General features: G+C 48.0%; 11 protein-coding genes. 10 read left to right on the top strand and 1 reads right to left on the bottom strand.

Features of this window, described 5'->3' with window-relative positions:
- Both KDD36_12045 and KDD36_12040 read left to right on the top strand, forming a co-directional pair.
- On the top strand, positions 1–3,558 hold a 3,558-nt coding region (locus KDD36_12045; GenBank protein ID MCB0397383.1), incomplete at its 5' end, for a TraB/GumN family protein.
- A 259-nt stretch (positions 3,559–3,817) separates the two neighbouring features.
- Entirely contained in the window at positions 3,818–5,434 is a 1,617-nt protein-coding gene (locus KDD36_12040) for an ATP-binding cassette domain-containing protein (protein ID MCB0397382.1), read from the top strand.
- Between the two features lie 399 nt (positions 5,435–5,833).
- Here the strand turns inward: KDD36_12040 and typA are convergent, their stop codons facing one another.
- Positions 5,834–7,597, bottom strand: coding sequence for a translational GTPase TypA (gene typA / locus KDD36_12035; protein ID MCB0397381.1), 1,764 nt, complete (start codon positions 7,595–7,597; stop codon positions 5,834–5,836).
- Between the two features lie 119 nt (positions 7,598–7,716).
- On the opposite strand from typA, the gene KDD36_12030 reads away from it, so the two are divergent.
- The 8 genes from KDD36_12030 (at position 7,717) to KDD36_11995 (ending at position 14,476) form a co-directional block, all read left to right on the top strand.
- Positions 7,717–8,382, top strand: coding sequence for a nitroreductase family protein (locus KDD36_12030; GenBank protein ID MCB0397380.1), 666 nt, complete (start codon positions 7,717–7,719; stop codon positions 8,380–8,382).
- A gap of 49 nt (positions 8,383–8,431) precedes the next feature.
- The gene (locus KDD36_12025) at positions 8,432–9,691 is read left to right on the top strand and encodes a divalent metal cation transporter (protein ID MCB0397379.1); all 1,260 of its coding nucleotides are present in this window, start codon (positions 8,432–8,434) and stop codon (positions 9,689–9,691) included.
- A 59-nt stretch (positions 9,692–9,750) separates the two neighbouring features.
- The gene (locus KDD36_12020) at positions 9,751–11,655 is read left to right on the top strand and encodes a RecQ family ATP-dependent DNA helicase (protein ID MCB0397378.1); all 1,905 of its coding nucleotides are present in this window, start codon (positions 9,751–9,753) and stop codon (positions 11,653–11,655) included.
- On the top strand, positions 11,649–12,236 hold the full coding sequence (locus tag KDD36_12015; protein MCB0397377.1) for a DNA-3-methyladenine glycosylase: 588 nt from the start codon (positions 11,649–11,651) through the stop codon (positions 12,234–12,236). Before KDD36_12020 ends, KDD36_12015 begins: the two co-directional genes overlap by 7 nt.
- Positions 12,237–12,254: 18 nt before the next feature.
- Entirely contained in the window at positions 12,255–12,638 is a 384-nt protein-coding gene (locus KDD36_12010; GenBank protein ID MCB0397376.1) for a hypothetical protein, read from the top strand.
- Complete coding sequence (gene fmt / locus KDD36_12005; GenBank protein MCB0397375.1) at positions 12,619–13,584, top strand: methionyl-tRNA formyltransferase; 966 nt, start codon at positions 12,619–12,621, stop codon at positions 13,582–13,584. The genes KDD36_12010 and fmt overlap by 20 nt, the downstream gene beginning before the upstream one ends.
- Positions 13,581–13,994, top strand: coding sequence for a cupin domain-containing protein (locus KDD36_12000; GenBank protein MCB0397374.1), 414 nt, complete (start codon positions 13,581–13,583; stop codon positions 13,992–13,994). The genes fmt and KDD36_12000 overlap by 4 nt, the downstream gene beginning before the upstream one ends.
- Positions 13,995–14,203: 209 nt before the next feature.
- The gene (locus tag KDD36_11995; protein ID MCB0397373.1) at positions 14,204–14,476 is read left to right on the top strand and encodes an HU family DNA-binding protein; all 273 of its coding nucleotides are present in this window, start codon (positions 14,204–14,206) and stop codon (positions 14,474–14,476) included.
- Positions 14,477–14,553: the final 77 nt, after the last annotated feature.

Here is a 14,553-nt window from a genome sequence, read left to right as displayed (position 1 = left end):
CTGCAATACATCGCCATTCATGGGATGGCCCAGCAAAAATACCAGGGTTTGCTATGGGAGATCACGGGGAACAACCTTAAGTCTCCCTCCTATCTCTACGGGACCATGCATGTTAGTAATCGCGTGGCCTTTCATCTGAGCGATACGTTCTTCCTCGGGCTTCGCCAATGTGAGGTGGTTGCACTGGAGATGAACCCCGAGGGCTGGCTCGGAGATATGATGAATTCTCCGGAGAATCCGATGATCGCCAGTCCGGGCTTTTATTCCGGTCAAAACTATAAAGGGTTTTACAAACGGGCATTTAACGTGAATATTCCTGAGAATAAGGAGCTCGCACAACTGCTCTTCTTTGAAAATGCCATGACCAATGGCATGCTTTACCGAAGTTCAGAAGCTAGTGAAGATTATCAGGAGAACACCTATCTGGACCTGTTCATTTTTCAGGCAGGAAGGAAAATGGACAAGGAAATCGCGAGCCTGGAGGTATATGATGAAGTGATGCAGCTGGCAAAGAAGGCGCAAAACAGTAAAATGGAGGAAGACAAGGCCATGGCCAGAAGCCGGAAGTTATTGATGGACCTGGATCAGAACCCATATGAGTTGCTTGAAGAGGCCTATCGCAAAGGAGACCTCGATCGGATCGATTCACTTTCCAGAATATTAAATGGCTTTGGTGGATTTGGCAAGTTTATGTTGGATCAGCGGAATGTGAACATGGCGGCCAGAATGGATTCGATCATGCAAACCAAGTCGCTCTTTACCGGTATCGGAGCAGCCCACCTGCCCGGTGATCCAGGCGTTATCAATCTGCTCAGACAAATGGGTTATACGATCAGGCCCGTCGTTCCTCACTATTCAAAGGCCAGCGATAAACTCAAAGAAAAATTGGAGAAGACACACTTGGATCCGGTTTTTCATTCCTGGACCACCAATGATGGCATGGTTACCCTTCCCATACCAGATCCCGGGGAAATGTATGAAACACCATCGGGAGATGGTTTCCGGTCATTCCTCTATCCGGATATGGCCAATGGTGTCTCTTATTCTCTGGTCAGAAAAAGTCACTTCGGATCGATCACCGGCCAGTCCCAGGAGCAACTAATGTCCAGGATGGATAGCCTGATGTTTGAAAATATTGCCGGTAAGATATTGGTAAAAAAGAGGATCAATCTGAACGGTGTACCTGGTTATGACCTGACCCATCAGACACGGAGCGGTGATATTATTCGTCAGCGTATCCTCGTGACGCCTCTTGAAATAATGGTGTTCAAGCTCAGCGGCCGCGGGGATAATTTGCAGAAGGCCATTTACAACAAGTTCTTTGATGGCATTCAGTTGACCGGTTATGCCAATGATGCCAGGACCTTCGAACCCGCTTCCGGTGGTTTTTCAGTGACATTGCCGCCGCTCGTTATCTGCACCAATTACCCTACATCGGACCGTGGTATTACAGTTGAGCAGTTGGTACAGGCATATAACAGAAAGGATTCGTCTACATATCTGATTATGAAGAGTGCATTGCATGACTTTGAAGGCATTGAATCCGATACTTTTGAACTTGGCCGATTACTGAAGAGATTTGCTGAAAATGTCTCCTATGATATTACCGAACGGCAACAGAAAGAATGGTTTGGATATGGTGCGATGGATGCAACCCTTAAAAAAGACAACCGGACCATCAAGGTTCGTTTGATCCTTAACGGCCCCCATTATTATCTGTTGGCTGCCATCGGGAATAAAGTCACCTTCACCGACCCCATCTTTACCTCCTTTCAATGGAAGTCTCCACGTTATCGTGAATTCAAGCTCCGGGAAGATACCGCCTATGGTTTTACAGCGATGCTTCCGATAGCTCTGCCGGAACATGGTGGGGATTATTCGGACTGGCATTATAACTCATCGGGCGATGAGGATAAGGATCACCTGTCCAAAGACCGTGAGTTTGTGATCACAAATTATGCAACGTCAGAAAGTATTCAGGTGAAGTACCACCGCTTTCATAAATACTACAGCAAGAAGTCGTGGAAGGAATTCTGGGATCGCAGGATAGAGTTGCTGACAGAAGACAATGATCTGAAGGTGTCCGGAACAAAGGAGTCGGAACGGGATAGTCTGAAGATATTCGATCTGGTGATGTTTTCCGGCGAAAGCAGTAAGCATATCAAGTGCAGAATGATCCTGAAAGGAATGCACATGTTTACCCTTGCCGTTTGCACCGATAGCACGACCAGCATGACGGAATTTACCCGTCAGTTTTTCGAGACATTTACTCCGGCGGATACCCTGGGCGGCCCCTTGCCGGTAGGAGATATGACCGAAAACTTTTTTAAGGATCTTTCATCCGGAGAAGAAAAACTCATCAAACAAGCGCTGGAATCGGTGAATTATGTCCGGTTCGGAGAAAAAGATACCCGTGGCCTGATGAATATGATCGATACATTGGGGTATTTGAAGGATCATCCGTCAGGCAAAATATCACTTATCAATGCACTTGAGGACGGTCGTCCGTCGGAGGTGATCCCCTATCTTGAGAAGCTTTATAAAAAGGCAATGGATACGGCATCCATCCAGTTGGCCATCATTCAAACACTCGCAGGTATTCAGACTAAAAGTGCCAGTCAGGCGATCCTTGAACTGCTGAACTTCGAATCACCGCTGAGCTCCAGTATCTTTGACGTCGAACGGGCGTTCAGACCCCTTCAGGATTCGTTGATTCTTGCCCTGCCCCTCTACCCTGACTTCCTTGATTTTACCAGGTACCCCGAATATAAAGCCATTGCCTATCGCCTGCTTGCCCAAATGGTGGATAGCGGACTGGTAAAGGCGGATTTTTACAAAGACCAACTGATGTTTATTCAACGTGATGCCCGGGATGAACTGAAACGCTTGACGGTATCACCTACCCGGGAAAATGCGCGCTATTACCGGTCTTCATCCGAAGAACGCAGTCGTACAATGCTGGTGCATCTGACCAGGTTGCTTATTCCTTTCCAGGAAGATAGTCGGGTACAGGATTACTTTAACCGTATCTACCGCTCCACCGATCAGGAGTTAAGGGCAGGACTTTTGCCAACCCTACTTGAAAATAAGGTGGCTGTACCTGATACCGTATGGAATACGATTGCACAACGCGACGATTTACGTCTACCGATCTATACTGCACTTAAGGAACAGAATCGTTTGAACCTGCTTGATACCATGTGGACCTCACAGAAAAGTATGGCCAGGGCGATGATTTATAATTATGTTTTAAATAAAGAGGATAGTGTTCTTTTTGTAGAAAGCAAGACCATTCCCCACGGTGATATGGAAGGTACGGTATACATCTTCCAGAGTAAGAAGTCAGGTCAGAAGGATTGGAGGTTAGATGTGGCAGGTCCATTCCCGTTGGATAGCGCCGAAGTGTCGCTTGACGTACCCGTTGTGAATAGGGGTATGAAAACCATAGGTAAAGGAAATATCATTTCGGAAGAAGTCGAAAGCATCATGGAAGAGGTTGAGATATTCAATCGGAAAAGGGCCATAGCAGGAAAGGGAAATTCTGACTATTGGTGGTAGCCTGAAATTCCCCGGTTCTGATATGGTGTGGGCATAGGTGCAATGCCTTAGCCCATATTATGTATTAAAAAGTCTATTACGAACTCAAATCGCTGTGAAATCAGCCGCCTTGCTTCATTTCGTTCACGCACCATACCGGTGGGTATGCTTTCCTCACGAAATGTCTGATTTCTTGGCGTTTTGAGTTCTCATGACGAAGTTCTAATGCATAATTTGGGCTAATATTCACTACCTTTGCAGTCGCAAAAAACCATCTTCTATGATTCAGGTTGACAATGTTTCCCTTCAATACGGAAAAAGGGTACTGTTCGATGAGGTGAACATCAAGTTCACAACGGGTAACTGCTATGGCGTTATCGGAGCGAACGGTGCCGGTAAATCCACCTTTCTGAAAATTCTCTCAGGAGAGATCGAGCCAAATTCCGGTCACGTACACATCGAACCGGGCAAGAGAATGACGGTCCTGAAGCAGGATCATTATGCTTTTGACGAGAATACCGTCCTGGATACCGTGATGATGGGGCATACGGAGTTATGGAAGGTGAAGGAAGAGAAAGATGCCATCTATGCCAAGCCTGATTTCTCTGAAGAAGATGGTATGCGCAGCTCGGAACTGGAAGCTCAGTTTGCAGAAATGGGTGGATGGAATGCAGAATCAGACGCCGGGGAATTGCTCAGCGGCCTGGATATTCCTGAATCGGACCACCAAAAACTGATGCAGGACCTCACCGGTAGCCAGAAGGTTCGCGTGCTTCTTGCCCAGGCCCTTTTCGGTAACCCGGATATCCTGATCCTCGATGAGCCTACCAACCACCTGGATGTGCAAACCATCACATGGCTCGAGGATTTTCTTCTGAATTTTCAGAACATCGTGATCGTGGTATCGCACGACCGGCATTTTCTGGATACCGTCTGTACCCATGTGGCGGATATCGATTTCGGAAAGATCTCCATCTTTACCGGTAACTATACTTTCTGGTATGAGTCCAGTCAGTTGGCCTTGCGCCAAAGACAGTCGGCCAATAAAAAGGCCGAAGACCGCAAAAAGGAACTGGAGGAATTCGTATCCCGTTTCAGTGCCAACGCATCCAAGTCCCGTCAGGCCACCAGCCGTAAAAAACTGCTGGATAAGATCAATATCGAAGAGATCCAACCTTCCTCCAGGAAATATCCGGGCATTATCTTTAAGCAGGAACGCGAAGCCGGAAATGAAATCCTGGCCGTAGAAGGACTTAGCAAAAGTCTGGAAGGACAAAACCTGTTCTCGGACATTCACTTTGCGGTGAATAAGGGAGATAAAATTGCTGTTGTAAGCCGCAACGGTCTTGCGGTGACTACCTTTTTCCGGGTACTTGCAGGAGAAGTCAAACCCGATGCAGGTAGTTTCAAGTTCGGACAAACCATTACCACCGCATACCTTCCGACAGACAATGACGAGTATTTTGAGACAAAAGAGAATCTGGTAGACTGGCTGCGGCAGTTCGCGCCCGGTAAGGATGATATCTACCTGAGGGGCTTCCTTGGAAAGATGTTGTTCAGTGGCGAGGAAAGCCTCAAGAAAGCCAATGTACTTTCCGGTGGCGAAAAGGTACGCTGTATGATTTCACGCATGATGCTGGCTGAAGCTAATGTGCTGATGCTGGATGAGCCTACCAACCACCTTGACCTGGAAAGTATCACAGCTTTCAATAATGCCCTGATCAACTTCCCCGGTACCGTCCTCTTTACCTCTCATGACCATACCTTCACGCAAACCGTAGCCAATCGCATCATCGAGCTCACGCCCAACGGCTATATCGATAAGGTGATGAGCTATGATGAATACCTCGAAAATGAAAAGATCTCCGAACAACGGGAGAAGATGTTGATGGTATAGGGTTTAAAGTTTAAGGTTTAAGGGTTAAAGTTTAAGGTTTAAGGTTTAAGGGTTAAAGTTTAAGGTTTAAGGTTTAAGGTTGACGTACCGCCTGCATCTTGATGCATCCCGATGCTTGATGGGGCTGGTGAAGGTTCCCGGATTACTTCGTTCCCATGACTGAGTTCGGCGAAGGTTGCACCTTCGTCGGATTATCTTGTAGCTTGCAGTTATCTTTGGAAATTCATTAATTGATTCATGCGAAATCCTGAAGCTCAGATTGCAGTGTGTAACCAACAGATCACAATCTTTCCGGAAAGTTGATGTGGCAACAAGCAACTATCCTCCTTCGCTGAAGCTGCGGAGGGCAAGGCCAACTACAAACCACAAACTAAAAACCAGAAACTACAAACATCTTATCTAGATCTTTCTCATCCGCAAGCTCTGCGGCGTCACTTCCAGGTACTCATCGTCCTTGATGTGTTCCATGCACTCCTCCAAAGAAAAGCGTATGGGTGGGGCGATCTTGATGCCTTCATCGGATCCGGATGCACGCATGTTGGTGAGCTTTTTTCCTTTGATGACGTTCACTTCCATGTCGCTGTTGCGGGAATTCTCTCCGATCACCTGACCTTTATATACCTGGTCTCCCGGTTCGATGTAGAACCTGCCGCGGTCCTGGAGCCGGTCGATGGCATAGGCCAGGGCTTGTCCTGTTTCCATGCTCACAAGGGAACCTTTGGATTCTGTGCCGATGTCACCCTTGTAGGGTTCATAGGCTTTGAAGCGGTGGGTCATGACGGCTTCACCGGCGGTAGCGGTGAGCATGAGGTTTCTGAGACCGATCAATCCGCGTGATGGGATTTCAAATTCAAGGTGTTGCAGGGAACCCTTTGGCTCCATGATCTTCATGTCGCCCTTGCGTTGTGTGACCAGTTCGATGGCTTTTCCGGCCACGCCCTCGGGAAGATCGATCACCAGATGTTCCATGGGTTCGCAGCGTTTGCCGTCAATTTCTTTGTAGAGCACCTGGGGTCTTCCGACCTGTAGTTCATATCCTTCCCGGCGCATGGTCTCAATAAGAATAGAAAGGTGGAGAATGCCCCGTCCGTATACCACGAATTTATCTTCAGAAGTGGTCTCCTGAACTTTGAGCGCCAGGTTCTTTTCCGTTTCCTTCATGAGGCGATCACGCAGGTGGCGGGAGGTCACGAACTTACCTTCCTTTCCAAAAAATGGAGATGTGTTAATGGTGAACAGCATGCTCATGGTGGGCTCATCCACCGCAATGCGTGGCAGGGCCTCAGGAGCTTCCAGACTGGCAATCGTGTCTCCGATCTCAAAGTCTTCAATGCCTGAGATGGCACAGATATCGCCGCAGCGTGCTTCCTCTGTGGCTGCGCGCCCCAGTCCATCAAAAAGTTCCAGTTCCTTGATGCGGACTTTGGTCTTTACATCTCCTTTCTTGCAAATGATCACATCGGATTTGGCGGTGAGCTTGCCTCGGTAAACCCGACCGATGGCGATGCGGCCTTTGAATGAGGAGTAATCAAGCGAGGTGATCTGCATTTGTGCAGGACCTTCGTTGTAAGCCGGTTCGGGTATGGACTCCAGGATGGTATCCAGGAGCGGATAGATGTTTTCTGTTTTCTGCTTGTAGTCGGTGCTCATCCATCCGAACTTGGAAGAGCCGAAGATGGTTCTGAAGTCCAGCTGATCTTCCGTAGCTCCCAGTCCGAACATCAGATCGAATACCTTCTCCTGTGTTTCCTCAGGCGTACAATTCTCTTTATCTACCTTGTTTACCACAACGATGGGTTTCAGGTTCAGTTCGATGGCTTTGCTGAGTACAAAACGCGTCTGCGGCATGGGGCCTTCGAAGGCATCCACGAGCAGAAGTACACCATCAGCCATATTCAGTACCCGCTCCACTTCTCCACCGAAGTCGGCGTGACCGGGGGTGTCAATGAGATTGATCTTCACATCCTTGTATCTCACGGATACGTTCTTGGACAGGATGGTGATCCCGCGTTCCCGTTCAAGGTCGTTGTTATCCAGGATCAGTTCCCCGTCTCCCCTCTTCTTATCTACGAATGTCTGGCACGCCTCTATGATGCGGTCTACCAATGTGGTTTTGCCATGGTCGACGTGTGCGATGATGGCGATGTTCCTGATCGATGTCATGTTCATTTCTTAAATAGCGTGCAAAGGTACGGAAAGCAAACGCATGATTTGCGTATTGGTGGTGATAAATGTGTTATGAATACTGCAGGAGTTTAATACATTTGAGAAAAATCCAGACCATGAGCGAGACTTATCCCTTTGTAACGTATGAGCGGGACACCTACTCCGAAGCGGAAATGGTGGAGCGTAGCCGGTCTTTTTACGACTGGATGGATACCCGCAGAACTGTTCGTGATTTCTCAGATAAACCTGTTCCCCGGGAAGTCATGGAGAATCTGATCATGACAGCATCCACCGCCCCTTCCGGAGCACATAAGCAACCATGGACGTTCTGCCTGGTCGGTGACCCTGCCATTAAAAAGGCTATCCGTGAAGCCGCTGAGAAGGAAGAATATGAAAGCTATAATGGCCGCATGACGGATGAATGGCTGAAGGATCTGGCACCTCTGCAAACAGACTGGCACAAGGAATTCCTTGAAATAGCACCATGGCTCGTAGTGGTGTTCAAACGGGTGTATGAGTTTGTAGACGACAAGAAAAAGAACAACTATTATGTGAGTGAATCCGTTGGTCTTGCTTCCGGTTTCCTTCTAACCGCCATTCATCATGCCGGATTGGTGGCATTGACCCATACCCCCAGCCCCATGAATTTTCTTTCCAAGGTGCTGGACCGTCCGGACAACGAACGTCCTTTCCTCCTTCTCCCCGTCGGATATCCGGCGGAAGATGTGAAGGTGCCTGACCTGCTCAGGAAACCATTGGAAGATGTCATGGTGGTTTATTAGTAGTTAGTAGATAGTAGATAGTCGTTAGTAGGGCATTCGTAATCATGTTATGCAAGCGCGTTTACAGGGATTTTTTAAGACGTTCGGTCCGGGCCTGATCTTTGCCTCCACGGCGATCGGGGTGTCTCATTTGGTGCAATCTACCCGTGCTGGTGCCAATTACGGGATGGCGATGATCTATATCGTTACCCTCACCAATATTCTCAAATACCCGTTTTTCGAATACGGTTCCCGGTACGCCAATGCAACCGGCCGTAGCCTCATCGATGGTTACCGCCAGCTGGGCAAAGGCATGTTGTGGCTGTATTTCCTGATCACCATCGGTTCACTATTCTTTGTGTGTGGTGCTGTGGGTGCGGTAACGGCAGGTTTTATGGACAACCTGTTCGGTATCAGTGCCAGGGTCCCCAATGGAGGTGTGATTACCACCTTTGCTTTGTTTGCCATTTGTATTCTGATGTTGCTGATCGGAAAGTACAGGATATTGGACAGCATGATGAAGATCATCGGTGTGGTCATGGTCCTTTCAACGCTGGTGGCATACCTGCTTTCTCTGGCTAAGGGCCCGTCCCCTGTGGTCGAAGGGTTTGTGCCACCTGAACATTGGGAGGTCGGATTCATGATCGCCCTCATGGGGTGGATGCCAACGGCCGTGGATATGTCTACCTGGAACAGTTTGTGGACCATCGCCCGCATCGAACAAAGCGGTTATAAACCCACCCTGCGACAAACGTTGCTGGATTTTAATATCGGTTATATCGTTACATCGGTTCTGGCCATTTTCTTTGTGACACTCGGTGCTTATATGCTGTACGGGACAGGAAAGGTCATGCCAGAAGGCAGTGCGGGTTTCGCCCATGCCGTGGTGTCTTTGTACACGGAAACCATGGGGCACTGGACCTATATTATTATTGCAGCATCCGCTTTTTCCATCATGTTCGGGACATCGCTCGCTGTGTTCGACGGGTATGCGCGTTCCCTGGAACGAACCACCGAACTGTTATTCCTTTCCGAATCAAAAGCCGAGCAAGCATTAAAAAACCGTTCCTTTTATATAGGTTGTCTTTTGGTGATCGGCATCGGTTCATTTTTGGTGATCACATTCTTTGGAAGTTCCATGAAGAAATTGGTGGATTTTGCCACCACCATGTCCTTCCTTATTGCGCCGGTGATTGCCGTGGCCAATTATATTCTTGTAGCGAAACGGATACCCACGGAAGCCAGACCCAAAACCGCCATGCACGTACTCAGCTGGATGGGCATCCTGTCCCTCACCGCCTTCTCCATCTACTTTCTTATTTACGGTTAAAGTATACTGTTCTTTGGGATTGGCATTTTCGTTATCTTCAACCTTAAACAAGAAGCCAGGTGAACCTGACACAGATCCTGACCCGTTATTGGGGCTATGATAAATTCCGGCCGTTACAGGAAGAAGTGATTCAATCTGTAATGGCAGGCAAGGATACGTTTGCCCTTATGCCCACCGGTGGCGGCAAGTCGGTGTGTTACCAGGTACCTGCATTGGCCTCTGACGGGATTTGTATTGTGGTCTCACCGCTGATCGCCCTTATGAAAGATCAGGTGGAAGCACTGAAGAAAAAGGGTATCGAAGCCCGCGCTCTTTTTTCCGGCATGAGCTACCGCGAGATGGATATTACCCTGGACAATTGCGTGTATGGCAGGATCAAGCTTTTGTACTTGTCTCCCGAGCGACTGGCTTCTGATCTGGTGAAGGCGCGTGTTGCCAAAATGAAGGTGAATTTACTGGCTGTGGATGAGGCGCACTGTATTTCCCAATGGGGCTACGACTTCCGTCCTGCATACCGCAACATTGCGTCTTTAAGGGAATTGATTCCGAATACACCGGTTTTGGCTGTGACTGCGACGGCCACCCAACCTGTCATAGAAGATATACTGAAACAATTGCGATTCTCCGGAAGTCAGATCTTCAGAAAAAGTTTTCACCGCGAAAATCTGGCGTATGAAGTCCGGGAAGAAGAGGACAAGCAAGGACGTCTTTTAAAACTATGCCGTGAATGGAAAGGCAGTGGCATTGTATATGTCCGAACCCGACGGCGTACAAAAGAGATGGCCACATTGCTGTCGCGGTCGGGAATTGTTTCAGATCACTACCATGGTGGATTGACACAAGCAGAGCGCCGGCAAAAACAGGATGCATGGATGAAAGGTCAGGTGCGTGTAATTGTTTGCACCAATGCATTCGGGATGGGGATAGACAAATCGAATGTGCGCTTTGTGGTGCACATGGATATACCCGATAGCATGGAAGCCTATGTACAGGAAGCCGGACGTGCAGGGCGTGACGAGGAACCAGCAAGAGCAATCATCTTTCATAACGCTCATGACCGCCTAGAAATGCTGGAGCGGGTGAAGGCATCCTACCCTCCTTTCTCGGAGATAAAAGTGGTTTATCAAGCCCTTGGAAATTATTTCCAGTTGCCTGTCGGAAGCGGGCTGGAAACATCATTTGACTTCGACCTTGGGGATTTTTCACAACGGTTTTCCCTGAAGGTAGATTTGGTTTTTCATGCCATGCAGGTCCTGGAACGTGCCGGTTATATCACGATGGTCGAAAGTATTTATCTTCCGTCACGGATCTTATTTAAAGTAGATCAGAAAGGCCTGTATGCTTATCAGGTGGCCCATCAACAGATGGATGCATTCATTAAGTTGCTTCTCCGCTCCTACCCCGGATTATTTGATCAGCCTGTACCGGTAAGGGAAGAAGAGCTGGCCCGGCGGATGAATTCTTCCGTAGCCAATGTGGTGGCTTTATTGCAACGTTTGGTGAAGGAGGATGTGATCGAGTACTTCCCCCGAAAAGAATCCCCGCAGGTCTTTTATAACCTTGCAAGACTGGATGAGAAAAACCTGGTGATCGCACCGGAGTTTTTGAAGCAACGGCGGGATCAGGCCATGGAGCGCGCAGAATATATGGTGTTTTATCTGACATCCAAAACACGATGCAGGTCGCAAATGATCCTTGCGTATTTCGGGGAGAAGGAAACACAACGTTGCGGGGTATGTGATATCTGTCAGGATAGAAATGACCTCGGGTTGAACGAACTTGAATTCGAGCGGGTATCGGAAATGGTAAAAGAGATCCTGACCGGAGAGAACATGGCGTTGAACGAGCTTGTTGAGAAAGTTGAAGGTCCCGGAGATGATCATGTGATCAAGGTGCTCCAATGGTTAATGGACCATGGTAAGATCAGGTTGAATCAAGAGAACAAGCTACAATGGGTATCGTAAAACTCCCCCGTGATTTTTACCTTCAGGAGGATGTGGTTCATGTTGCACGATCCCTGATCGGAAAATTTCTGGTGACCTGTTTCGGAAATGTGCAGACTTCAGGAATGATCATTGAAACCGAGGCCTATGCCGGCGAGATTGACAAGGCCAGTCACGCTTTTGGAAACCGCCGGACAAAAAGGACGGAAACCATGTTTGGTGAAGGTGGTACGGCTTATGTGTACCTCTGTTATGGAATACATCATTTATTCAATGTGGTGACAAACCAAAAGGATATCCCCCATGCTGTTCTGATAAGGGCGTTGAGACCGGTGGATGGAAAGGAGGTGATCCGTGAGCGAAGGAATGGAATGAAAGATGAAAAGAAATGGTGTGCAGGTCCTGGAACACTATCTCAGTCCCTCGGTATTCGCACCGAACATGATGGTATGAATTTGTCGGGTACTTCCATTTGGCTTGAAGACCGGGGTGTGCAGGTATCTTCAGGAGATATCCTGAGTGGTCCACGTGTTGGTGTCGATTATGCAGGGGATCATGCCTTATGGCCATACCGTTTTTTGTATCAACCTCAAGACAAATAATCCTGTACTTTTATCATCATGAAATCAAAAATCACGAGAAGCAGTTTATATATGATGTTGGGTTTGATCTGTGTTTTGCTGATAACGGCATGCCATCGAAAGTCTCATGTGGAGGCCGTGGATGCAGGACAACGGACAACGATGTCGAAGGATACTGCGGATTATCGTTCCCAGGGTTATGTGATCGCTACCATACGTAACCAGTCGGGAAAGCTTGATGGTTGCGGATGGGTAATCGAACTGGAAGGAGATAAATGGCTTGAGCCCATCAATCTGGACGAAGTATACCGGGTAGATGCAAAGAATATTTGGTTGAAGTATACCCCGGTTCGTGACGGCCAGATGGCGAGCATCTGCATGATCGGTGAAATGGTTACGGTTGATGATATCAAAGAAAGGTAAGGCATTGAAGATTGTGTTTATGGGTACACCGGAATTCGCGGTGGCCTCTCTGAAAGCATTGCATGAAAGTTCGCATGAGGTGGTGGCGGTTGTCACCGCCCCTGACCGCCCGGCCGGACGGGGAAGGTCAATGATGACGTCCGCGGTTAAAAATTATGCGGTGGAGCATCACCTGCGGCTGTTACAACCGGAAAAGTTAAAGGATGAATCATTTATCAATGCATTGCAGCGACTGGGTGCGGATCTGTTTGTAGTGGTTGCATTCCGGATGTTGCCCAAAGTAGTATGGTCCATTCCGCCATTGGGAACGGTGAATGTTCATGCTTCCCTCCTGCCCCGTTACCGTGGTGCCGCACCGATCAACCATGCCATCAGGAACGGGGAAACGGAGACGGGTGTAACGACTTTCATGATCAATGAGGAGATTGATACAGGGGATATTCTCTTCCAGGAAAAAGTGATGATCAGTTCGGATGAAACGGCCGGTGAACTGCATGACAGATTGATGACTTCCGGAGCGGAACTGATCGTGGCGACTGCAGACAGACTTGCTGCCGGAAGCTGGGAGAAAATCCCTCAATCAGCCATGGATGTTAGTGGTGATGTTCCTGAGGCACCCAAAATATTCACAGAGGATTGCTTTATCCCCTGGTCTGAATCCGGTAAGACGATTCATGATTTTATACGATCATTAAGTCCGTATCCCGGCGCCCGAACCAGAATACTGGTAGACGATAAAGAATATGTTCTGAAGGTTTATGAGTCATTCTTTCAGTCCGCAACTCATCATGAGGCCGTCATGTCATTGCATCCGGACAAAGGGTTGTCGGTGGCGGTCAGGGATGGCTGGGTGCAACTGAAGGAAGTTCAGATGGAAGGCAAAAAGAGAATGAGTGCAGAACAGTTTATGAACGGGTTGAGACAACCCTTAAAGATCATTGCATGAAGAAGATGTTGATGTTTTGGTTGTGTGGAATTTCGTTGGTCATATCACAACGGACAAGTGCACAGGTGTGGCTTGATACCATTCAGCCACCGGCGGAATTTGAGAATGTAGCGCGTGTACCGTTATACAGTGATTCAACGGTAACGGTGGTGGTGGCATGGGTGAAAAAAGGTATAGATGTGCATAGCCATGTAAGTCATACCGAAACCGTATATATTCTCGAGGGAAACGGGGTAATGGAGTTGAACGGGGAACACTTTCCAGTGCACCCTGGAATGACCGTTTCCGTCCCGCCCGGACAAGAGCATGGGGTTGTTGCCGATGACCCTGAACACCCCTTGAAAGCCCTTTCTGTTTTCACGCCACGCTATGTCGGGAAGGATAGTGTTAATAAGGTTTCCAGGCCGTGATGCCCTTAAAAACCCTTTGCTGTTAGGGGTTTTAGGGGTGGTTATTAACAAAAAACCCTTATTTGTTAACAATTTCAGCGTTTTTTTTGGGAAAAATGTTGCACGGTAAGCCGTGATACATATATTTGTGACTGTCTGTAGCCCGAATCCCTTGTTGGGAGTGAATTTCAGGCTAAATAAATTTTGTTTAACCCAAATCCCAATTAAACATGAACAAAGCAGAACTCGTTGAGGCGATCGCTAAAGATGCGAAGATCTCTAAGGCTGATGCCAAAAGAGCACTGGAAGCTTTCATCTCAAACACTGGTAAAGTGTTGAAGAAAGGTGACCGTGTATCTCTCGTAGGTTTCGGTTCTTTTTCAGTTTCCAAGAGAGCAGCCCGCAAAGGCCGCAATCCTCAAACCGGTAAAGAAATCAAGATTGCCGCTAAAAAGGTGGTACGTTTCAAAGCTGGTGCCGACCTTTCTTCCAAAGTGAAGTAAGTGATACCGATTTAAAGAAAACCCCGCATGAATGCGGGGTTTTTTTTTACCCTTTTTTTCCTTTATTAACACAGAGC

The sequence above is a fragment of the Flavobacteriales bacterium genome (genome assembly GCA_020435415.1).
Lineage (GTDB): Bacteria > Bacteroidota > Bacteroidia > JACJYZ01 > JACJYZ01 > JACJYZ01.
This window is presented reverse-complemented; position numbering and strand designations above follow the sequence as displayed.